This window comes from Flavobacteriales bacterium (genome assembly GCA_026129465.1).
Lineage (GTDB): Bacteria > Bacteroidota > Bacteroidia > Flavobacteriales_F > PHOS-HE28 > PHOS-HE28.
This window is the reverse complement of the sequence record JAHCIA010000001.1, coordinates 2181614-2203130: the sequence shown is the minus strand read 5'-3', so window position 1 is coordinate 2203130 and position 21517 is coordinate 2181614. Positions and strand designations below refer to the sequence as shown.

Sequence of the window (21517 nt, the reverse complement as noted above, 5' to 3'; positions counted from 1 at the left end):
AATGGCTCAGGTCCGGGTTCACGTGGTACTGGCGGCACGGTGGTCTCCAGGTGCCGGTCGCCGGGCCGGTGGCCGATTAGCAGTGTTTCCGGCTGCTCCTCCGCAGCCGCGATCTCGGCCGGGTCGATCACGATCGGTGGTTCCGCGGAATGGTGCGTGGGCGCCGGCCCTGCTGGTAGCGGGTCGATCGCGGCATCATGGGGATCCAACATGGGAGACAACACCAGCCAGGCGCCGGCCACGACCACCAACGCGCCGCCCAAGGCCCAGGGTCCCCAGCCCGGACCGGCGGGCCGCAATTTGTCGAGGGCTTCCAAACCAGTGGTCGCTCCGGGCACCATCAACCCCTCCATCGCTTCGCGCAGCAATGGATCGGCTTCGAGCTGTTGCTCCACGGCATGCGTTCGCGCGGCATCCAGGCGGCCTTCAGCATAGGCCAGCAGGGTGGCGCGGTCCAAGGGTGGCCCGGCGGCGAAGGGCTTATCGGTCGTTCTGGTCGGCATGGCGAAGGAGTATCAGACGCAGGTTCCGGCGGCCGTTCTGGAGATGGCTGCGCACTTGTTCCACATCGTGGCCTGTGAGCGCGGCCACCTGCGCATAGCTCATGCGCCGCAGGTGGAAGGCTTCGATGCAGGTGCGTTGGTCGGCGTTCAGCTGGGCGATGGCGTTCTCCAACCGTTGCAGACCGGCCTCTCGGAGCAGGGCCTCACCTGCCTCGTCGTGGCCGGGTATGTCCACACGCTCCAGGTCCAGGGACCGGCCGGGCCTTTCACTGCGCAGCACCATCAGACAGCGGTTGCGCATCACGGTATGCACCCAGGGGCGGAAGTGTTCCACCTGATGGCGCCGCAACAGTTCAGGCAGCACGGCGAAGAGTTCGGCCACGGTGTCCTTGGCGCGCTCGGCGTCCTTCAGGTATTTGATCCCCACGCCGTAGAGCAGGTGCGCGTAGCGGTCCCACAAGGTGCCCAGCGCGCGCCGGTCGCCGGTGCGCAGCCGCGCCACCACCGTGTCGTCGTCCGCCGCATCACTGGATGTACCGCGCATGAACATGCTGGCCGTCGTTCAAAGTCCATCCTCTTCGTCTTCCCAAGCGGCTTCGGCCAAGCGTTGTCGCCTTGTCCGTTCGGCCTCGAAGACCTCCTGGTAGCTCTTGGTCTCGATCGCCACCACGCCACCGGTGACATCACCGTAACGTGCGGGCAGGCCACCGGTGTACACGCTCACGCTGCTGATGGCCGATGGTGGGACGCGGGGCACACCGCCACTCACCTTCACGCCGTCGATGAAGGACACCATGTTCTCCGTACGCGAGCCCCGGAAATGCAATCCGTCGCCCGTGAGGGAGGCCGTCACCCCCACGAAACTCTTGCCGATGAATTGTATCGGGTCGCGTTTGTTCGGGTCGCGTGCGAAGTCGTCGGCCAGCAGGCTCATGCGGGTGGGGTTGTCGGCTTCAATGAGCGGGCGTCGGAAGCCGGACACCTCGAATGTATCCACCGTGGTGGCGAAGCCCAGACGGATGTCGCGCATCAGGCTCGCCCGGTCGCCGGTGACCTCCACGCCGGTGAAGCTGCGCGTCTGGAATCCGACGTGCGAAACACGCACCGTGAAGAGGCCGGTAGGCAGGGGCTTGATGACGAATCTTCCTTCCAGATCGGTAACCACGCCGTGCGTTCGATCATGCTGGATGGCCACCACATGCGCCATGGGCACCGGCGAACCGGTCTGGTCGAATACCCGTCCGCGGATCTCTCCCGTGGCTTGGGCGCTGCATGTGGCGGCCGCGATGAGCAGGGTGGGCAGGAGGGAGGAGATGCGCTTCATGGCCGTACGTTTCCTACAGGATGCTTCACCCCAGGGAATTGCACATGCCTGTTACTTCCCGTTCAGTTGGAGTGGGCCATCCAAGGCGTGACGGTCATCCCGGCTGTTGGGCCACCCGCGTATTGGCCTGCGCAGGAATGCGGATATTCTTCGGGCACTCTGGCCAGCATCCAATGGGCTTGCAATGGGTTCTGGTGGATATAGCGGAGCTTCTGGACCACCATGCTGTTCGATGCGCAGTACTTGATGTCGGAAGAAGGTTCCCACACCCGGAACCATTGACCTTTCGCGAAGCGGGACGTGTCGACATCCCGCTGCAAGCGCTCCAGCATGATGGTGTCCCGGGCCACCGTGAGCCGGTCGAGGATCACTTTGGCCCACCAGCGTTTGCAGTTGGCCAGGACGTCATTCACCGAGAGTTGTTCCGGCACGTAGAGGAGCAGATGCACATGGTTCGGCATGATCACGTAGCCGTTGACCGCGCAGCCTTTGTCCACCCAACGTTGCAGCTTCTCGTATATGGCGTCGTGACAATTGGTGCGGGCGATCGAATGCAAGTGGTCCCAGCATGCGAAGGTGCAGAAGTAGATGCCCGCGCGTCGCGGAAGTCGCTTGCCCAAGGTCATTCGGTGGGGTGGGGCCAGTTTCGAGGGACGTCGTCCCTCGAAATTAGAGTTCCTCCGCCACCACCTCTCGCACGCCGGGCACCTCGTGTTTCAGCAGGTTCTCGATGCCCTGTTTGAGGGTGACCATGCTGCTGGGGCAGCCGCTGCATGAGCCGCGCAGCGAAACGGTGACCACGCCTCCGTCGAAGGACTTGAAGGCGATATGCCCGCCGTCGCCTTCGACGGCCGGGCGGATGTATTCCTCCAGCACGCGGATGATCTTCTCATCGTCGGGGCCTCTCGCTTCAGCATGGGTGCTGGCGCGCTCATTGGCGTCGGCCAGGGCCTGGGCGGGGGCGTCCTCGTATACCACGCGGCCATCCGTGTTCAGGTACTCCTGGAGGTACTCGCGCAACTCCAGTTGCACCAGGTCCCAATCCACGGAAGCGTTCTTGGTGACGGTGATGAAGTTGCCTGAGATGAACACCCCCGTGACAAAGGGCAGGTTGAAGATGTGCTCCGCCAGGGGCGACACACCATTGGGCTCATCGGGGGATCGGAATTCCAAGAGCCGGCCGTCGGCCACCAACAGGCGGCTGCTCACGTAGCGCATGCTGGCCGGGTTGGGCGTGCTTTCGGCGTAAACGGATACGGGCGGGCGGGCGGTGGTGCTCATGGTGCGAGGCGGTGGCAAAGGTAGGTGTGTCGCCTGGCTGGCTTCCCAAGTGGAATGGCCGTTTCCGCTCCCCCGGGCGAGGCTCGTTCACCTTACTTTTGACGCACCATGCGCCAACTTCTGCATCGCCATCGCTGGGCCACACTGGCCGTTACGATGCTGTTGCTGTTCGCCACCAGCGGCATGGCCCTCTCGCGCATGACCTGCCTGATCGGGGGGCACAGCGTTTGGGCCCTGGGCCAGATCGATGACTGCTGCCCGGAGAATGAGCTTCCGGAGGGGCCGGCCATCAGTCCGGTCTGCTGTGTGTTCGGCCAGGCCGGCGGCGAAGTGTTGCCTTTCGTTCCGGCGCCTGAGATGGTCTTCTCCCCGATGTGGACCTGCTTCATCCCGCAGGTGTTCGACCCGGGAACCCGCGAAGCGCCCGGGTCGCGTGGCGAGGTCTTCACACGGCCGCCACCGTCCAGTGGCACGGAGCGTCTGGTGGCGCATCGCCTCTTCCGCATCTAGGATCGGTCTTATTGCCGGCGTCGATCCGCCGGTCGGTGGCCCATGCGCCATCTCGTGTCGTTCCGTTCGCACGTCCCCAAAGACCATCCATGACAAGTTCCTACAGATATCCGATCCTTTCGCTGGCTTTGCTGCCCCTGTGCCTGGTGGCGCAGGATCCCATCATGGGCGTGGTGCTCGGCACAGAGGCCGATGACCCCAGAAGCCTCCCCGGCGCCAGTGTGCTGTGGGTGGGTACCACCATCGGCACGGCCACCGATGCGCAGGGACGGTTCGAGGTGCCGCCACCCGATAGCTGGCCCGCACGGCTGGTGGCCTCCTTCGTGGGCTATGCGCCGGACACCGTGTTGCTGGCCGCCCATCCCGGCAGGCCCGTGTCCTTCACCCTGCGGCCCGGTGCCGATCTGCGGGCGGTGGAGATCATCGAGCGGCAGAGCAGCACCCTGCTGGACACGCGCTCGCAACTGGCCACCGAGATCATCACCGCCATGGAACTGAAGCGCGCCGCCTGTTGCGACCTGAGCGAGAGCTTCGAGACCAACGCCTCGGTGGACGTGAGCTACAACGACGCCATCAGTGGCACGAAGACGATCCGCCTCCTGGGCCTCGATGGCAAGTACGCGCAGATCAGCCTGGAGAACATCCCCTTCATCCGCGGGCTGTCCACCGCTTCGGGGCTCACGCTCATCCCGGGCACCTGGATCAACGAGATCAACCTCAGCAAGGGCGTGGGCACGGCGGTGAACGCCCCCAATGCCATGACCGGACAGATCGACGTGTGCCTGTTGCAACCGGCCGACGAGTCGCCGTTCTACCTGAACATGTACGGCAATACCCAGGGCCGTCTGGAGGCCAACATCCACAGCGCGCAAAGCACCGGGCAACACAGCGACAACCTGCTGCTGGTGCACGGCAACTGGTTCGACAACGAAATGGACCAGAACGGCGATGGCTTCATGGACATGCCCATCACGCGGCGCATCAACGTGATGGACCGCTGGGTATACCGGGACGACAAGCGGACGGCCCAACTGGCAGCGCGCTACGTGGACGACCGCCGCACCGGGGGGCAATCCGCCGAGCATGGCGCGATGCCCGTTCCACCGGAACATGTGGGCCACCGTCCGGACATGCTCTATGGCATCGACATCCGCAACGAGATGGTGGACGTGCTGGGGAAATATGGCTTCGTGTTCGGCGAGGCACGCGACAAGAGCATCGGTCTCATCGCCGCGGGCAAGCACCACGATGTGCGCTCGCTGTACGGTGAACGTGGATACGATGGCACGCAGACCAGCTTCTACGGCAATCTGGTGTACCAGCAGCAACTCGGCGGATGCGAGGATGCCGTGAAGACCGGTCTGGCCTTCCAGTATGATGATTACCGGGAGGCTTTCCGCGACAGTGCCTTCACGCGCACCGAGCGCATGCCGGGGATCTTCGCCGAGTATACCCGCAAACGCGAGAAGCTCACATCCGTGCTCGGCCTGCGTGCCGACGCGAATGACCACTTCGGCAATACGGTGAGTCCTCGCCTGCACATCAAGTATGACCTGGGTCCGCTCACCGTGGCCCGCGTTTCGGCCGGCCATGCCTTCCGCAGCGCCAACCCGCTGGCCGAAAGCGCCACCGTGCTGGCCAGTTCGCGCAACGTGGTGGTGGAGGGCCCGCTTGGCCTGGAACGCGCCTGGAATTTCGGCGCGTCGCTGCTGCACAAGTTCAAACTCCTGGACCGCAAGTGGGAGGTGGGTGTGGACGCCTACCACACGCGCTTCACCCAGCAGGTGGTGATGGACCTGGACCGCTCGCCACAGACCATAGCGTTCTACATGCTGGATGGACTCTCCTATGGCACCAGCATGCTGGCCGATGTGCAGGTGCAGCTGGCCGCACCGCTCACCCTGCGGCTGAACTACCGTTGGTATGATGCGCGCACCACCTACGATGGCCGGTTGCTGGAGCGGCCTTTCACGCCCATGCACCGCGGCATGATCGACCTGGCCTATGCCGACCGCAAGGAGCAATGGCGCTTCGACATTGGCCTGCAGCTTTTCGGTGAGAGCCGCATCCCCGATACCTCCACCAATCCCGAGGCCTACCGCTTCGGCGAACGCGCGCCGTCATTCGCCACCATGCACGCACAGCTCACGCGGGTGATGGGCCAGTGGGACCTCTACCTCGGTGCGGAGAACATCACCAACACGCTGCAACGAAGGCAGATCATCGCGCCGGAGGATCCTTTCGGCCCGTACTTTGACGCTTCGCTGATCTGGGGGCCTACTAACCTGGCCATGGTCTATGGCGGATTGCGTTACACCCTGCCCCGGAAGAAGGAAAACCCGACCGACCGACCATGAGGACCTTGATCATGCTGTTGTTCCTGCTTCCGGCCATCGCCGGGCAGGCCCAGGACAAGAAGAAGATGGAAAGCCTGACGATCCGCACTTCCGCGGTCTGTGGCACATGCAAGAAGACCATCGAGAGCGAATTGCTGTTCGCCAAGGGTGTGAAGCAAGTGGAGGTGGACCTGGAGCGGGGGGTCATCCATGTGGACTACGATCCGCGCCGCACGGATGCGGACGGTGTGCGTGTGGCCGTGACACGCATCGGCTACAGCGCCGACGAGCTGCCGGCCGACCCCAAGGCCTTCCAGGCGCTGCCATCGTGCTGCCAACGTTCCGAAAAGCACTGACATGGGCCTGGTCCGCGGCGTTCGGGGCTTCACGCCGGTGATGGGGGAACGGTCCTTCTTGGCCGAGACCGCCGTGGTGATCGGTGATGTGGTGATGGGTGACGATTGCAGCGTGTGGTACAACGCCGTTGTGCGCGGCGATGTGCACAGCATCCGCATCGGCCACCGGGTGAACGTGCAGGATGGCGCGGTGCTCCATTGCACCTATCAGCGGGCGGCGCTCACCATTGGCGACGATGTGAGCATCGGACACAACGCCATCGTGCATGGCTGTACGGTGAAGGACAAGGTGCTCATCGGCATGGGCGCCATCGTGATGGACCATGCGGTGATCGGGGAGGGCAGCGTGATCGCCGCCGGGGCCGTGGTGACACAGAACACCGTGGTGGAGCCGGGCAGCCTCATGGCCGGGGTTCCCGCCAGGCGCATCGGCCCTGTGAGCGCCGACCTCTCCAAGAACGAGATCGAACGGATCGCGGCGAACTACCTGAAGTACGCCGGCTGGTTCAAGCAGGAAGCCTGAGCGAGCCATTGGCTTCCCAGTGCACCTCGCTTACGGGAAAGTCAGGCATGCCGATGCGGGCCATCATGTCCGCGAAAGCCCTTGCCTCACCTGTGGTGTGACAGACCATGCCACCTTGTTGGTCAGGTGGTGCAGCCAGGCCATGCTCACGGACCAGGCGCACAACTTGCCGGGCCACCGCTGGTGCGGGGTCGATCACGCGCACGCCGGGACCCACGATACGCTCGATGAGGGGCCGCACCAAGGGGTAGTGCGTGCAGCCCAGCACCAGCGCATCGATGCCACGCGCCATCAGGGGTTCCAGCCAGCCGCGGAGCATGGTCTCCGTGCCGGGGCCGTCCAGGTCGCCGGATTCGATGCTGCGCACCAGGCCGGGGCAGGGCTGGTGCAATACCTCCACCCCGCGGCCGAAGCGTTCCACCACGGAAGCATAGACCTCGCTCTGGAAGGTGGCCGTGGTGGCGATCACGCCCACCACGCCGGTGGTGGTATGCTCCACGGCGGGTTTCACGGCGGGCTCCATGCCCACGAAGGGCGTTTCGGGATGGAGCGCGCGCAAGTGTCGCAGTGCGGCCCCGCTGGCCGTGTTGCAGGCGATCACGATCATTTTGCAGCCCGCGGCGAGCAACGCACCGGTGATGGCCACACTGAAACCGCGCACTTCCTCCAGCGAGCGTTGCCCATAGGGCAGGTGGGCCTGGTCGCCGAAATAGAGCAGGCGCTCTGTGGGGAGCGCCTGCAGGATGGTAGCGGCCACCGTCAGTCCGCCTATGCCGGAATCGAATACACCGATGGGGCGGGCGTCGGGGGGCACGGGATCGCTCAGATGCCGAGCTTGGTCTTGACCAGGGACAGGATGTCCTCACCCTTGTCCCAATAGAGCACGAAGCCGGCGCTGGTATCGAATATGTAGGTGAAGTTGTTCGCCTCGGCCACCTCGCGGATGGCCTTGTTGGTGCGCTCCACCATGGGCCGCAGCAATTCCTCCTCCTGCTTGGCCAGGTCCTCCTGGGCCTTTTCCTGGGCGGCCTGGATGCGCTGTTCCAACTCGTTGATCTCACGCACGACCATCTCGCGTTCGGTGTTGGTCATCTTCTCCGCATTCGCCTGGGCCTCACTGACCTTCTGCTGGTATTCGGTGCCCATGGCGCGCAGGCGCTTGTCCAGCTCCTCGGCGAACTTCTGCATCTTGGTCTCGGCGTCCTTGCGCTCGGGGAGCAGCAACATCAGCTTCTGCCGGTCGATGTGGCCCAACTTGGTGTGCTGGGCCAGGGCGGCCGGAGCTGCGGACAGCAGCAGGCCAAGGGTGATCAAAAGGGTCTTCATGTTCATTTGTTCATCGTGGTTTAGGGGGGGCTGAACCTCCTCCGCCGCGGCCACCGCCTCCGGCGCCGCCACCGGCTCCTCCGATGCCGCTTCCAGAGTTCTGTCCTCCGCCGCGCGGGTCGCCCTGCGGCGGTGCGGGGCTGTCCTCGGGGTCCTGCCCGAAATCATCGTCGCGCCCGCTCTCCGATCCGCCCTTGCCGGGCCGGATGCCGAGCTTGCGCAGCACGCTGTCGCTCTTGTCGTATTTCTCGCTGGCGAAGAGCAGATTGCCGCTCTGTGCGCTGAGGTCGAAGATGGCCAGGTAGCTGGTGCCGGCCACTTCCTTGATGGCCGTGTACACCCGGTCCTGGATGGGCTGGATCAGTTCCTGCCGCTTCTTGAACAGGTCGCCATTGGGGCCGAAACGCCGCTTCTGCAGGTCGCGCGCCTCCCGCTCCCGGTCCTGGATGTCCTCCAAGCGCGAGCGTTTCATTTCCTCGGTGAGCAGGATGCCCTCGGCGTTGTAGGCCTCCCGCATGCGCTTGATCTGTGCGTGGCGGTCGTCGATCTCGTCCTGCCAAGTGCGCGAGAGCCGGTCCAGTTCCTTCTGGGCGGAGGTGTACTCCGGCATCTGGTCCAGGATGTACTTGGTGTTGACGAACGCGATGCGCTGGGCGCTCGCATCCATACCCGGCAGGCCGATCAGGGCCAAGGCCACCAGCAGGATGGGGAGATGTCGCATGGGAGGGTGCTGAAGCAGCTAAAATTACGGCGATCGGCCTCAGAGTTCGCCAAAGTCTATGCCGATCGTGAAGTGGAACTGGCTACGGCCCATGTTGGGCAGGTCGGGCACATCGTCCAGGCGCCAGCCGTAATCCAGGCCCATGGGGCCGAACATGGGAAGGAAGAGGCGCAGGCCCACCCCGGCGCTGCGGTACAGGCGGAAGGGGTTGAAACGGTCGAAGTTCTGCCAGGTGTTGCCCGCCTCGAAGAAGCCCAGGGTATAGATGGTGGCCGAGGGGTTCAGCGAGACCGGGAACCGCAATTCGGTGGTGTACTTGCCCACGATGAAGTTGCCCACCTGCGGCGCCAGGGAGAAGTCGTCGTAGCCGCGCAGGCTGATGATCTCGCGTCCATCGAGCTGGAAACCGGTGAGGGGCACGCCACCCATGAAGAAGCGCTCGAAGGGCGAATCGCCCACGGCGGCGTTGTAGCGGCCCAGGAAACCGAAGCCCGCACGCGCCATCAACACCAGGTTGTGGCCGCTCTTGCTGTTGGTGAGCTTGTTGAACCATTGCGTGGTGAACTTCCACTTGTGGAACTCCACCCAGTTGTAGCGCTGCTCGGGCGGCAGGTTGGCCCAGTCGCGATCGGGCTGGAAGAGGGAGAAGGGCGGGGTGGCCTTCACCGAGAAGGTGATGTCCGAGCCCGTGCGCGCGAAGAAGGGCTGGTCCACCGAATTGCGCGAGATGGAGATCTGGGGTGAGAGCACATTGGCCGATCCGTCCGTGAAGGCGAAGATCACCTGCCCGGAACTGAAGTTGCGCAGGTCGTAGAGCTGGTAGCCGAGGTTCATCCGCAGGATGAAGTAGTCGTCCGGCCAGGTGAGCCGTTTGCCCAGGCCCACCGTGGCGCCGGTGATCAGCAGCGACTGCCGGAGGGGGTTGATCTCGCGGCCTTCGGAGGTGTTGATGAATTTGTCCACCCCGTTGGTCTGCACGGTGTGGTACACCGAGAAGCTGAGCGCGTTGGGCTTGCGGCCGCCCAGCCAGGGCTCCACGAAGCTCATGCTGTAGCTCTGGAAGAAGCGGCCGTTGGTCTGCGCGCGCAGGTTCAGCGTCTGGCCGTCACCGCTGGGCAGCGGGGCCCAGGCGTCCTTCTTCAGCACGTTGCGCATGGAGAAGTTGGTGAACGACAGGCCCAGCGACAGGATCAACCGGCCCACGCCCCAGCCGCCGCTCAACTCCAGGCGGTCGCTGGGTTTCTCCTCCACGGTGTACTCCAGGTCCACCGTGCCGGTGCGCGGGTCCTGGATGGGGTTCACCCCCATGTTCTCCGGGTTGAAGTAGCCCAGTGTGGCGAGTTCGCGCTGGGTGCGGATCACATCGCTGCGGCTGAAGAGCTGGCCGGGCCGTGTGCGGATCTCGCGGCGCACCACGTGCTCGTTGGTCTTGGTGTTGCCCTTGATGATGACGTTGCGGATGCGGTATTGCTTGCCCTCGCGGATGCGAATGTCGATGTCGATGCTGTCGCCCTCGGCGAGGATCTCCACAGGTTCGGGGTAGAAGCCCAGGTAGCCGTCGTCCATGTAGAGCGAACTGATGTCGCGCCCGGCGGGGTTCATGTACAGGCGGCTTTCCAGCAGGCGGCGGTTGTACACGTCGCCCTTGCGGATGTTGAGGATGCCGCGCAGCACCTCATCGTTGTGCTTGGTGTTGCCGGTGAAGGTGACGTTGCGGAAGTAGAAGCGCTCGTCCTCGTCCACGGTCAATTCCACCTGGATCCTGTTGGGCGAGACGAAGAACATGGTGTCGCCGGTGATGGTGGCGTTGCGGTACCCTTTCTCGTTGTAGAGGTCTATCACCCGGCCCTTGTCGTCCTTGAAGTCGCTGGGGAGGAATTTGCTGCTGCCCACGACGTTCCACCAGCGTTTGCGCTTGGTCTTCTTCATGGCCTTGCGCAGACGCTTGTCAGGCAGTTCCTCGTTGCCGTGGAAGACCACGTCCTTGATCTTCACGCGCGGCCCCTTGTCCACGTCCAGGATCAGCAGCACGCTGTTGTCCATCAGCGTGTCCGGCTTTTCGGTGATGGTGGTGGTGGCCTTCAGGAAGCCCTTGTCGCGGTAGTGGCGGTGTATGAGGGTGCGCGTGTTGGCGAGCAGGGCCTCGTTCACCTGCTGGCCGCGCACCAGTTTCACCTCCTCGCGCAGCTTGTCCGCCTCGTTCTTGCTCACTCCGTTGAACTTGAAGCGGCTCAGGCGCGGGCGTTCCACCACCGCGATGTGCAGGAAGATGGTGCGGCCGCGGATCTCGGCCACCTCGAAGCGCACGTCGCTGAAAAGCTTCTGGTCCCAAAGGTTGCGGATGGCGCGCGCCACCTGCTCGCCCGGCACGGTGATCTTGTCGCCCACCTGCAGGCCGGTGAAGAGTTTCACGGCGTTGGGGTCGGTGCTCAGCGTGCCACTCACGGTGATGCCGCCGATCTCGTACTCCTGCGGGTAGTCGTAGTCGATGAGCGGTTCACGCTCCGTTTGGGCCACGGAGGCCAAAGCGGCCATGGCCGCCAGCAGGAAGGCGAGTATCCTGTAGCTCATTGGCCGGGCGCCACCTGTTCGCTGATGAGGCCGAAGCGGCGCTCGCGGTTCTGGAAATCGAGCACGGCCTGGAAGAGGTGCTCCTTGCGGAAGTCGGGCCAGAGCACGGGGGTGAACCACAGCTCGGCGTAGGCGATCTGCCAGAGCAGGAAGTTGCTGATGCGCAACTCACCGCTGGTGCGGATCAGCAGTTCGGGGTCGGGGCTGCCGGCCGTGGACAGGTGCGCCGCCACCATGGCTTCATCGATGGTGGCGGGATCCAGGGCGCCGGCACGGGCCTTCGCCGCCAGCTCCTGCGCCATGTGCACGATCTCCCAGCGGGCGCTGTAGCTCAGGGCCAGGGTGAGGGTGATGCGCTCGTTGCCCGCCGTGCGGCCGATGCCCTGCTGGAGGATCTCCCGGCAATCGCCCGGCAGGCTGGCCAGGTCGCCGATGGCCTTCAGCCGCACGCCGTTCTCGTCCAGCTCGTCGATCTCCTTCACCACGGTCTTCACCAGCAGGTCCATCAGGGCGTCCACTTCGCTGCGGGGGCGGTTCCAGTTCTCGGTGCTGAAGGCGTAAAGCGTCAGGTGGCCCACGCCGATCTCGCGGCAGCCGGTGAGGGCCTCGCGCACGCTGCGCACCCCGTTGGCATGGCCCACCACGCGGTGCTCACCATGGAGCTTGGCCCAGCGGCCGTTGCCGTCCATGATGATGGCCACGTGGCGCGGGACCCGTTCCAGGTCGATGCGCTCACGCAGGGCTTCCGTTGTCTTGTCGGTCTTCGCCAAAGGGGGGCAAAGTTGGCCAAAGCGGCCGGTTCAGCGCTTCTTGCGCATCCAATTGTACTGCTCGTCGCAGTCGGAGAACCGGCTGATGATGTAAGTGAGCGTGAGACCGGTGTACTGGTACCAGTCGCGGGTGTTGCTGTTGCCGCGGGCGCGGCCGGTGTTGCTGAAGCCGGGCAGATCGTTCAGGCCGCTGCGGTCGGCGAAGGCGGCGGAGAGGGGTCCGTTCTCCACCAGCAATTGGTCCTGGTCCACGTAGGTGCCGCTCACATCGTCGATGTAGTCCGTGTAGGTCCGGCGCAGGCCCCACTCGATCTGCAGGTCCAGCTTGCCCAAGTTGAACTTGAAGCCCGCGCCGAAGGGGATGCCGATGTGGTCCGTCTTATAGGGTTGGCTGCCGGGGTTCATGGTGGTGCCCTGGCCTTCGGTGCCCAGCGGCTGCAGGTCGTACCAGGTGTCGTTCAGCAGGGCCTGGGGGCTGGTGCGGAAGTAGCACAGGCCGCCGAAGACGAAGGGGGTCCACAGACGGCTGCCCTTGTCGCGCGAGCGGTATTTGAAGAAGTTGATCTCCAGCAGGGCGGAGGCCTCGTAGAGCCGGGTGCGGAAGTGCAGGTTGCGCAGTTGCTGCAGGGTATCCGGGCTGTTGCTGTCGTAGGCCTGCAGGTTGCCGTAAAGTCCCTGAAGCCGCAGGGCCATGCGGTCGTTCATGTTGTGGCGGAACACCAGGCCGATGCCCGCACGGGTGTCCTTCGGATAGTGCCGTGTGGGGTTCAGGTCGCCGATGTAGTAGAGCGCTCCGCCGGTGATGCCCACCTCGTTCACCTGCGCGTGGTGCGCCGTGGCGGCGGCCAGGGCCAGGAACAGCAACAGGATGCGCGTCATCGGCTGCCTAACGCAGGGGGCCGGGCAATGGTATCCCCGGCCTTCGGGGGCCGAATTTAACTTCCGGGGGCGCAGGCCCGGACATGCCCGGACGACGGGCGGGTACGGCTTGGCGGTGCAAGCCCTACTCCACCACCACCCTTTCATGCCTCACCCCCTCCGGGTCTGTTACCCGCAGCACATAGGTGCCCCGCCCGAAGCGTGAGAGATCCACTTCCTCCAGCGTGGCGCCGGTGGGCAGTGGCCGTTGGTAGAGCAAGCGGCCCAGCGCATCGTACACGCTGTAATAGCTCTCCCGCAGCAGCGGATCGGGGAACTCCACGGTGAAGCGGCCGGGGCTGGGGTTGGGGTAGACCCGCATGCTGCGCGGCTTGGTGGGGTGGTGCTGCGGCAGGCTGGTCACCAGGCAGGCATCGTACACGTTGATGGGGTCGAAGATGGTGTCGTTCACAAAGGCAGGGTGAACGGTGGCACCATCGATGGAGGTGAGCACGAAACTGCTGTCAGTGGGGAAGAGATCCAGCACCTGCACCGGATGCACATGTTCTGAGCAAGAGAAATGCCCCAAAGAATCGGTCTTGAAGATGTAAGGCAGGCCGGTATGCATATTCGGCAAGTCTCCCCAGACACCACCATCGAATATGTAACCGCCATCGGAATGGGCGAGTAAATCCAGAGTGTAGTAATCGTAGCCATATGCACCCATCGAGCGGGTCCACAGTGTGTCACCGTTCAGATCGATTTTCATCAGATAAGGCCGGAAGAAGAAGTTGTGTTGCGGATAACCCAAGTTGGCCAATACCGCATAGTTGCCGTCAAGGGTCCTGACAATCCGTGAGGCATGGTATGAATACCACAGGTTTGGCGCGCTGTCGTAGCCCTTGCACCACTGCACCTCTCCATCGCCGTTCAACTTCATCATGAAGAGCTTGGGGTGGTAAGTGGGCGGGTACGGAATGAACGGATTGGTAGAGGCCGTACTATCCGTAAAGCCGGTAATGAGGAAAGAGCCGTCCGGCTCGATCACCGCATCATGCACCATTCCTCGGGGCCGGATGTAGGACTTGCACCAAAGGAAGTTGCCGTCCGCATCCATGCGTGCCACCACCGCTCCAGCCGTGTCCATGTTGATGCCTGCAAGTAGATCGCCTCCCGGAAGCTCCTTGATGAACTGGAAGCCGCCGTTGTTGCTGAAGCGCCTGGCCCACACGGGTGCCAGGGAGGAATCGACTTTCAAAGCGAAGAATGCAGGAGCAAGTCCCCAAGTGATGACACCCTTCGTGTTCGAGACCAGCAGATCCATCGGGTATCCCCAGCAATCTGATCCACCCAAGCGATAGTGGTACAGATCCATACCCCCCCCAAGTCCATTTTTCCGATGGCCGGGTGTGTGAATGGGATGGTAGAGGACCCGGAATGGGAGCATGAGTCTTTTCGATATCCGGAGACAAAAAACAAATCATTGTCTGTGTACATACGGACCGCGATTATTCCAATAAGCGAATCAATGATATAACTATGTGAGTAGATGATCTGTCCTTCCGGATTCATTATTGATATCCCATTTTGTCGTGTTATTCTTGTGAGGAAGTTGCCGTTGGACATTTCCATTAATTGCCCCCCCCCCTGACCCAGTGTATATTCTCTGAAAAGTCGGTTGCGCTTGTGCCCCAATGGAACAGACGAGCGCGTGAACAAACAGGATTAAGGATCTCATGGCTCAGTGGATGATCAGTTTTTTGGCCTTCATGTTCTCCCCATCGGTCACACGCACCCAATAGGCGCCCTTGGCCAACTGGCCGAGGGGCAGGTAATGGGTGGTCGCAGTCACGTTGGTCTGTGATGCCACCCGCCTGCCTGCCACATCCAGGACCGTGATGTCCTTCGGCGCATCGTCCACAAAGCGCAGGAACAGGGCGTCGCGTGTGGGGTTGGGGTACAGCGTGTAATCCCAACCGGCTTCAACAGGCGGCACCTCATCGTCGGACGCGAAGAACAGGCTTCCGCCCTCGCAGGGTCTCCCGTCTTCGGGGACCCTGAGCTCACGGGTGAAGGACCGGCCCATACCCCGAAGCTACTCCACCACCACCCTTTCATGCCGCTGCCCCTCGGGGTCCGTGACCCGCAACACATAGGTGCCCCGCCCGAAGCGCGAGAAGTCTACCTCCTCCAAGGTGGCACCGGTGGGCAGCGGCCGCTGGTAGAGCAACCGGCCCGTGGCATCATACACGCTGTAGAAGCTGTCCCGCAACAGTGGGTCGGTGAACTCCATGGTGAAGCGGCCCGGGGTGGGATTGGGATAGATGCGGGGCTTGCGGGCCTGCATGGTAGATACTCCGTTGGTCACTATGCATGCATCGTACAACAGTAGCAATTGGGGATCCAAGATGCTGTCGTTAACAAGAACGGGATAAGAGGTTGCTGCGCCATCCACTGACGTGAGGACGAAGCTGCTATCCGCAGGGAATAGGTCCAGGACCTGTAAGGGATGGTGCTTTTCCAAGCACGTGAAATGCCCCAATGAATCGGTTTTATAGATGTAATTCAGGCTGCTATTCAGACCCGGCATATCGCCCCAAACGATACCACTGAAAAGGAAACCTCCGTCCGAATAAGCCAGAAGATCCTGGGCTTGGTAATCGTAACCGTTCGCCCCGACCGACCGGATCCAGAGTGTGTCCCCGTTCATATCGGTCTTCATCAGAAAGGGCCTGAAGAAGGAGTTGTTCTGCGGATAGCCCAAGGTGGCCAGCACGGCATACTTGCCGTCAAGGGTCTTTACAATACGTGAGGCATTATGCAAATACCATAGATTCGGCGCACTGTCGTAGCCACGGCACCACTGCACTTCCCCCTGGCCGTTCAATTTCATCATGAACAGCTTGGGGTGATAGCTGGGCGGGTACGGGATGAACGGGTTGGTGGAAGCCGTGCTATCGGTGAAGCCGCTGATGAGGAAGGAACCGTCCGGCTCGATCACTACATCGTGGACCATGCCCCTGGGACGGATATAGCTCTTGCACCAGAGTAAGTTGCCGTCCGAATCCATCCGTGCTACCACCGCCCCAGCCGTATCCATATTGATACCCGCCAAGAGGTCACCGCCGGGAAGCTCCTTGATGAACTGAAAACCACCTTGATGTTCAATCTTCTTCAACCAGACATGTTCAAATTCGGAATCGAGTTTCATCGCATAGAAATTTCGTTCCCGCCCCCAAGTAATCGCACCCATATCCTCTGATACTTCCAATCCACCGGGAATGCCCCAGCAAATCCCTGGGTTCAAATCATAATATTTCAAAGCGAGCACGCTCCCAAGTGAATCCATCTTGCCGAGTACCGGATGGATAAGCGTGGCACCGGTATTGCTCGATGCGCATGAACCCGCATTGAGACCTGTGGTGAAGTAGAACTCATTATCACCAGCCGCCCTCATCGTTTGCACCAAATATGTGCCCCCCTCATGGAAGAAGCTCGCGTGATCGACATAGCCCTCCGGGTCCAATAGCAGCGTTGCGCCCATTGCTGTAAGGATGCTATGGCCGGGCAGTTCGATCAGGTCGAAGCTGTAACTGGTACCCGATTGATACAGCCTCTCGAACGTCTGTTGGGCATGTATGGTACATGGCCACGCGACCGCGATCGTTAGGAATGTTTGAATCCGCATGTCTCAGTGAATAATAAGTTTCTTCGTCCTACTGTGTGCTTCTTCGGCAACTCTCACATAGTAGGCTCCCTTGGCCAGTTGTCCAAGGGGAAGACGCAGCATTGGGCCGGTCACGCTGCTCCATGCTTGGATCCGTCGGCCTGAAAGGTCGAGGAGGGTGATGTCGTGAGGGGTATCGTCCGGCATCTTCACGTACAGTTCATCCCGTGCCGGGTTCGGGTACAGAACGAAGTCCCATCCGGTATCCATGGCGGGAACTTCATCTTCGGCTGCGAAGAGCATGTTCTTCACGAAGGGAGCGGGGGTGATGATGAAGGCATAGTCGGCGTGGAGTGTGTCCATGTAGTTGTTGAGCGTGCCGCCCAAAGGCGCGGTGGAAAGGTCGAGCGTGATCATTCCCGTACCGGAAAGATCCTCATCGTCATCGGGACATACGGTGGTGTTCATCCGCGTCGGGAACCAGGTGATGTAGTAGAGGCCATCTCAAAAATAGTTGAGGTGTCCTGAGCCATGAACAACGGGCGTTTGACAACCGAAGAAGGGAGGGTCTTGATCCTTTCACCGTGCATGTCCTCTTTCGATGTCCAAAACGATGGACTGCACGGACGCCCAGTGGGAAGCGGTCAAGGACCTGCTCTCACCTATTCAAGAGAGGACCGAGACGCGTGGCAGGAAGCCACTGGATGCTCGGGAGGTGTTCAATGGGGTATTATGGATCTGCCGGACAGGAGCCAGATGGCAGGATCTTCCACCGCGCTACCCTCCTTACCAGTCGTGCCATCGGTACTTCCAGCGCTGGTGTCAGCAGGGCGTATGGGACAAGGTGCTGTGGGCCTTGGCGCAGGACCTCAAACGAAGAGGGAAGATCGACATCACAGAATGCTTCATCGATGGCACCTTCTCCAGTGCCAAAAAAGGGGGCTCCATATCGGCCCGACTAAGCGAGGTAAAGGCACCAAGATCATGGTCGTCACAGACGCTGCTGGTCTTCCTATCGCCGTACGGACCTTCGGAGCCAGCACCCACGAAGTGAAGCTCGTGACCCAAACGCTGGCCGCGCGTTTCATGGAAGAATTGCCCCAAGTGCTCATCGGCGACAAGGCCTACGATAGCGATCAGCTCGATCGCAAGCTCAAGCGCAGGAAGGTCCGCATGATCGCACCGAACCGCGCAGGGCGTTCAAAATCCCAAGATGGAAGGGAGCTTCGCAGATACAAGCGGAGATGGAAGGTGGAGCGATGCTTCGCCTGGCTCAACAACTTCAGGCGTACTGTGGTCCGCTACGAGTATCACAGCATCAACTTCCTGGGCTTCGTCCAGCTCGCTTGTGCCATGATCCTCATGCGCAAACTATTTTGAGATGGCTTCTAGTCAGTGGCTTGCTCGAAACCGGTGAGCGTGATGGATTGTGTGCTCGGCGGATCGCAGCCGAGGAAATTCTGAGTGTTGCTTCTGAGGTAGAAGCTGTTCATCACCCAGGCGTTGCGGTTATGCACCCAGCCGATGGCGACGTTGTTGTCCGTGTTCTTCAGGTAGTATGCCTCGATCTCGTTCGCATCGCTTTCATCGAACACCTTGTGTACGGTGTAGTCCCCGTTGAAAAATTCGTAGTCCTGCCAACTGGGGTGCGCCAGCAGATCGGCCAGCGGCTTGAAGTGGTGGTGTATCCTCTTGTTCCTAACAGGAATGGAAATACCTCCAACATACATTTCATTATCTTCCCCAAGAACATTCGAAGATTGCTGGAGTGGACTCCATTGGAATGGATTATTGGGGTCATTCGGCGGTTGCGGCAATGCATCCTCCCACCAGAACACCCTGCCCCACAACCAAGTGGTCCCCGTCGCAAACTTGCCACTGAAAGCCGAAGCCCAGAGCTCATTGTGGAATGAGACATCATAGTTGTGGAAGATCCCCTCAACCAGAGAATTGAATCCGGTCAGGTGGGTATAATGGTTGAACTCCCCGTGACTGAAAGGTTTGCGGAGGGCCTCAGTGGTGGGCGGGTACTGGGTCCGGAAGTCCTGCACTTGGTCGAACGCACCTCTCAGATGCCAGGCAGGAAGGCCCTGATCGACCAGTGTGGGATGGATACCGTGATGAACATCGATCAGGTCCACCGCTTCATTGGAAAAGGGCAAGTAATGGGCGCTGTTGGCCGGTCCCGTCCCTCCAGTATAGCTCATGAGCCAGAGCTTGTTCTTTTCTCCCAACGGTGAAGAAACGAGATCATCGTGCTCCACATCACCGCGGACATGATCCGTTATGTCCGTCAACCATTCATCGATGATGACAGGCAGCAAGGAATCCATGGGCCATTCTATCCTATTGATCGGACACATATCCCAAAGTGGATGAGGTTCTTGGATACTCAGGTCATCATAGCTATACGTAAGCATCTGATCGACCTCATTGAAAGGCTCCCATGCCGCGATATTGACAGAATAGCCCCAGCGGGACATGATATACTTGTACTTCCTCTTCCAGTAGTAGAAGCCATCTCAAAATAGTTTGCGCATGAGGATCATGGCACAAGCGAGCTGGACGAAGCCCAGGAAGTTGATGCTGTGATACTCGTAGCGGACCACAGTACGCCTGAAGTTGTTGAGCCAGGCGAAGCATCGCTCCACCTTCCATCTCCGCTTGTATCTGCGAAGCTCCCTTCCATCTTGGGATTTTGAACGCCCTGCGCGGTTCGGTGCGATCATGCGGACCTTCCTGCGCTTGAGCTTGCGATCGAGCTGATCGCTATCGTAGGCCTTGTCGCCGATGAGCACTTGGGGCAATTCTTCCATGAAACGCGCGGCCAGCGTTTGGGTCACGAGCTTCACTTCGTGGGTGCTGGCTCCGAAGGTCCGTACGGCGATAGGAAGACCAGCAGCGTCTGTGACGACCATGATCTTGGTGCCTTTACCTCGCTTAGTCGGGCCGATATGGAGCCCCCTTTTTTGGCACTGGAGAAGGTGCCATCGATGAAGCATTCTGTGATGTCGATCTTCCCTCTTCGTTTGAGGTCCTGCGCCAAGGCCCACAGCACCTTGTCCCATACGCCCTGCTGACACCAGCGCTGGAAGTACCGATGGCACGACTGGTAAGGAGGGTAGCGCGGTGGAAGATCCTGCCATCTGGCTCCTGTCCGGCAGATCCATAATACCCCATTGAACACCTCCCGAGCATCCAGTGGCTTCCTGCCACGCGTCTCGGTCCTCTCTTGAATAGGTGAGAGCAGGTCCTTGACCGCTTCCCACTGGGCGTCCGTGCAGTCCATCGTTTTGGACATCGAAAGAGGACATGCACGGTGAAAGGATCAAGACCCTCCCTTCTTCGGTTGTCAAACGCCCGTTGTTCATGGCTCAGGACACCTCAACTATTTTTGAGATGGCCTCTAGAATACTCCGCTGTTCTTGTTGGCAGGATCACCTCCCTCATAGAAGAACTCTTTGAGGTCATACCTTCCAGTACTTGGATCCCTGATAGGGTTCAGATAGTTCAAGACGTATGCATGGGGTCCCCATATTGGGATCTCGTAGGCCTTGATAGGCGGATAGGGGTCAACACATAATTGCACGTAAATGCCATTATCATGGATATGATCGAGCAATTGATCGAACGCCCAACATTGATATTGGCAGTTACCGCGATAGATGAGATCCCAAGGTGGGTTGGACAAACAAATTTGAGGTGCTCGGTAAGAATCATAAACGCCTAGATTCACCCATTCCGGAGCGAAGATCGAGCGCATGAGATACATACGAGAGAAATTGCCTCCCATCGAATGAAGGTCTTCCAGTGCTTGTTTCATCAAGTTGTAGTCACGCATGAGGAAGTACCAGTCGCTACTGGCCTTGTCGGCAAGGTTGGGTCCCAAACCGAAGAAGGGTGTACCATCTTCGAGCTGGAGGTTGCGGCGGTTAGCTTCACTGACCTTCAAGAAGCCCCTGTTGCCTGGCACCGGAGGGCCGCAGTGGAACTTATAGCCCCAATAGTCATGCTCGGGGAGAGCTTGATCGGCCAGCGTCTGGGTGTGAGGAGCTTTTACCGCCAAGTCGAAACGCCAAGGCCCTTCCACATCCGGAGCGATACGGAATCGAATGTGGTAGGGGTATAGCGGATCATCAGGGGCTTCGACAAGCTTGGCATCAGGATCTTCACTGGACCATCTACCCTCCCTCATGAAGAAGCCCCATTTTATCTTGGAACCTGATGGGGAGGTCAGCGTCATCACCAACTGGAGCGAGTCGTCCGCATACGGGTTAAGGTCATACACAGGATGGACATTGCCCGGCGTAGCATCCTCCATCACTCCGCCGGAATAGTAGTGGTCGAAAAAACGCTCGGTAGCATCTTGATACTCCTGGGGCAAGCGCAAACCCACCTCGAACTTCTCCCACTTCGGCACGTGCACGATGTTGTCCACCAAGGCCCCTTGCGGGTCCGGGGCGATAATGATCAGGTCCGCAGGCTGACCAAGGCTTTCGTCGATATAGGCCCTGAAACGGCCTTCGGTATTGAAGCCACCCGCATGGAAACCTGGTGCCAAGCGGACCTGGGAACCGGAAACGAACTCGGCATCGGCCGTACCTGTGATCAGGACAGGCAAGGTGGGGGTGCCCGGTGCTATGATGTGCTGGGTGACCACGGCGAAATGGTGCGTGCCGCTGCTCCAAGACACATCCTGGATGGAGTGGTCCGGGTAGGGTGTTTGCGCGCGAAGCATGGCTGTGAATGACAGCTTGGCGAACATGACCGC

General features: G+C 60.9%; 24 protein-coding genes. 6 read left to right on the top strand and 18 right to left on the bottom strand.

Annotation, left to right across the window (positions count from 1 at the left end; genetic code table 11):
• Nucleotides 1-480 precede the first annotated feature (480 nt).
• The 4 genes from KIT10_09515 to KIT10_09500 all read right to left on the bottom strand — a co-directional run bounded on the left by KIT10_09515 (nucleotide 481) and on the right by KIT10_09500 (nucleotide 3108).
• Nucleotides 481-1047, bottom strand: coding sequence for a sigma-70 family RNA polymerase sigma factor (locus KIT10_09515; protein ID MCW5899493.1), 567 nt, complete (start codon nucleotides 1045-1047; stop codon nucleotides 481-483).
• A gap of 18 nt (nucleotides 1048-1065) precedes the next feature.
• Nucleotides 1066-1827 carry a TonB-dependent receptor gene (locus KIT10_09510; GenBank protein MCW5899492.1) on the bottom strand — a complete coding sequence of 254 codons (762 nt, stop codon included), beginning with the start codon at nucleotides 1825-1827 and terminating at the stop codon, nucleotides 1066-1068.
• A gap of 62 nt (nucleotides 1828-1889) precedes the next feature.
• Nucleotides 1890-2447 (bottom strand): transposase, encoded by a 558-nt coding sequence (locus KIT10_09505; GenBank protein ID MCW5899491.1) that lies wholly within the window; start codon nucleotides 2445-2447, stop codon nucleotides 1890-1892.
• Nucleotides 2448-2496: 49 nt separating this feature from the next.
• Nucleotides 2497-3108 carry a NifU family protein gene (locus tag KIT10_09500; protein ID MCW5899490.1) on the bottom strand — a complete coding sequence of 204 codons (612 nt, stop codon included), beginning with the start codon at nucleotides 3106-3108 and terminating at the stop codon, nucleotides 2497-2499.
• Nucleotides 3109-3216: 108 nt separating this feature from the next.
• On the opposite strand from KIT10_09500, the gene KIT10_09495 reads away from it, so the two are divergent.
• From KIT10_09495 to KIT10_09480, 4 genes are all read left to right on the top strand, one after another.
• Entirely contained in the window at nucleotides 3217-3618 is a 402-nt protein-coding gene (locus KIT10_09495) for a hypothetical protein (GenBank protein ID MCW5899489.1), read from the top strand.
• Between the two features lie 89 nt (nucleotides 3619-3707).
• Nucleotides 3708-5975 (top strand): TonB-dependent receptor, encoded by a 2268-nt coding sequence (locus KIT10_09490; GenBank protein ID MCW5899488.1) that lies wholly within the window; start codon nucleotides 3708-3710, stop codon nucleotides 5973-5975.
• Nucleotides 5972-6310 carry a heavy-metal-associated domain-containing protein gene (locus KIT10_09485; protein MCW5899487.1) on the top strand — a complete coding sequence of 113 codons (339 nt, stop codon included), beginning with the start codon at nucleotides 5972-5974 and terminating at the stop codon, nucleotides 6308-6310. The genes KIT10_09490 and KIT10_09485 overlap by 4 nt, the downstream gene beginning before the upstream one ends.
• Before the next feature lies 1 nt (nucleotide 6311).
• Nucleotides 6312-6833, top strand: a complete 522-nt coding sequence (locus tag KIT10_09480; GenBank protein MCW5899486.1) for a gamma carbonic anhydrase family protein — start codon at nucleotides 6312-6314, stop codon at nucleotides 6831-6833.
• On the opposite strand, the gene murI is transcribed toward KIT10_09480, so the two are convergent.
• The 10 genes from murI to KIT10_09430 form a co-directional block, all read right to left on the bottom strand.
• On the bottom strand, nucleotides 6817-7647 hold the full coding sequence (gene murI / locus KIT10_09475) for a glutamate racemase (protein ID MCW5899485.1): 831 nt from the start codon (nucleotides 7645-7647) through the stop codon (nucleotides 6817-6819). The two genes, KIT10_09480 and murI, sit on opposite strands and share 17 nt — an antisense overlap.
• 8 nt (nucleotides 7648-7655) lie before the next feature.
• Complete coding sequence (locus KIT10_09470; GenBank protein ID MCW5899484.1) at nucleotides 7656-8159, bottom strand: OmpH family outer membrane protein; 504 nt, start codon at nucleotides 8157-8159, stop codon at nucleotides 7656-7658.
• Nucleotides 8160-8169: 10 nt separating this feature from the next.
• Nucleotides 8170-8880 carry an OmpH family outer membrane protein gene (locus tag KIT10_09465; GenBank protein MCW5899483.1) on the bottom strand — a complete coding sequence of 237 codons (711 nt, stop codon included), beginning with the start codon at nucleotides 8878-8880 and terminating at the stop codon, nucleotides 8170-8172.
• A 39-nt stretch (nucleotides 8881-8919) separates the two neighbouring features.
• On the bottom strand, nucleotides 8920-11451 hold the full coding sequence (gene bamA / locus KIT10_09460; GenBank protein MCW5899482.1) for an outer membrane protein assembly factor BamA: 2532 nt from the start codon (nucleotides 11449-11451) through the stop codon (nucleotides 8920-8922).
• On the bottom strand, nucleotides 11448-12221 hold the full coding sequence (locus KIT10_09455) for an isoprenyl transferase (protein MCW5899481.1): 774 nt from the start codon (nucleotides 12219-12221) through the stop codon (nucleotides 11448-11450). The genes bamA and KIT10_09455 overlap by 4 nt, the downstream gene beginning before the upstream one ends.
• Nucleotides 12222-12251: 30 nt before the next feature.
• Nucleotides 12252-13100, bottom strand: coding sequence for a hypothetical protein (locus KIT10_09450; GenBank protein MCW5899480.1), 849 nt, complete (start codon nucleotides 13098-13100; stop codon nucleotides 12252-12254).
• Between the two features lie 124 nt (nucleotides 13101-13224).
• Nucleotides 13225-14337 (bottom strand): T9SS type A sorting domain-containing protein, encoded by a 1113-nt coding sequence (locus KIT10_09445; GenBank protein ID MCW5899479.1) that lies wholly within the window; start codon nucleotides 14335-14337, stop codon nucleotides 13225-13227.
• 483 nt (nucleotides 14338-14820) lie between these two features.
• Nucleotides 14821-15165, bottom strand: coding sequence for a T9SS type A sorting domain-containing protein (locus KIT10_09440; GenBank protein MCW5899478.1), 345 nt, complete (start codon nucleotides 15163-15165; stop codon nucleotides 14821-14823).
• A gap of 9 nt (nucleotides 15166-15174) precedes the next feature.
• A complete protein-coding gene (locus tag KIT10_09435; protein MCW5899477.1) occupies nucleotides 15175-16767 on the bottom strand; it encodes a T9SS type A sorting domain-containing protein in 1593 nt (530 codons plus the stop codon).
• Nucleotides 16768-16770: 3 nt separating this feature from the next.
• A complete protein-coding gene (locus tag KIT10_09430) occupies nucleotides 16771-17163 on the bottom strand; it encodes a T9SS type A sorting domain-containing protein (GenBank protein MCW5899476.1) in 393 nt (130 codons plus the stop codon).
• A gap of 196 nt (nucleotides 17164-17359) precedes the next feature.
• On the opposite strand from KIT10_09430, the gene KIT10_09425 reads away from it, so the two are divergent.
• Entirely contained in the window at nucleotides 17360-17800 is a 441-nt protein-coding gene (locus KIT10_09425) for a transposase (GenBank protein MCW5899475.1), read from the top strand.
• Complete coding sequence (locus KIT10_09420; protein MCW5899474.1) at nucleotides 17731-18126, top strand: IS5 family transposase; 396 nt, start codon at nucleotides 17731-17733, stop codon at nucleotides 18124-18126. Before KIT10_09425 ends, KIT10_09420 begins: the two co-directional genes overlap by 70 nt.
• An 8-nt stretch (nucleotides 18127-18134) precedes the next feature.
• On the opposite strand, the gene KIT10_09415 is transcribed toward KIT10_09420, so the two are convergent.
• The 4 genes from KIT10_09415 to KIT10_09400 all read right to left on the bottom strand — a co-directional run bounded on the left by KIT10_09415 (nucleotide 18135) and on the right by KIT10_09400 (nucleotide 21511).
• Entirely contained in the window at nucleotides 18135-19079 is a 945-nt protein-coding gene (locus tag KIT10_09415; protein MCW5899473.1) for a hypothetical protein, read from the bottom strand.
• 189 nt (nucleotides 19080-19268) lie between these two features.
• A complete protein-coding gene (locus KIT10_09410) occupies nucleotides 19269-19664 on the bottom strand; it encodes an IS5 family transposase (GenBank protein MCW5899472.1) in 396 nt (131 codons plus the stop codon).
• Complete coding sequence (locus KIT10_09405; protein ID MCW5899471.1) at nucleotides 19595-20035, bottom strand: transposase; 441 nt, start codon at nucleotides 20033-20035, stop codon at nucleotides 19595-19597. The genes KIT10_09410 and KIT10_09405 overlap by 70 nt, the downstream gene beginning before the upstream one ends.
• 117 nt (nucleotides 20036-20152) lie before the next feature.
• Nucleotides 20153-21511 carry a hypothetical protein gene (locus tag KIT10_09400; GenBank protein MCW5899470.1) on the bottom strand — a complete coding sequence of 453 codons (1359 nt, stop codon included), beginning with the start codon at nucleotides 21509-21511 and terminating at the stop codon, nucleotides 20153-20155.
• Nucleotides 21512-21517 lie beyond the last annotated feature (6 nt).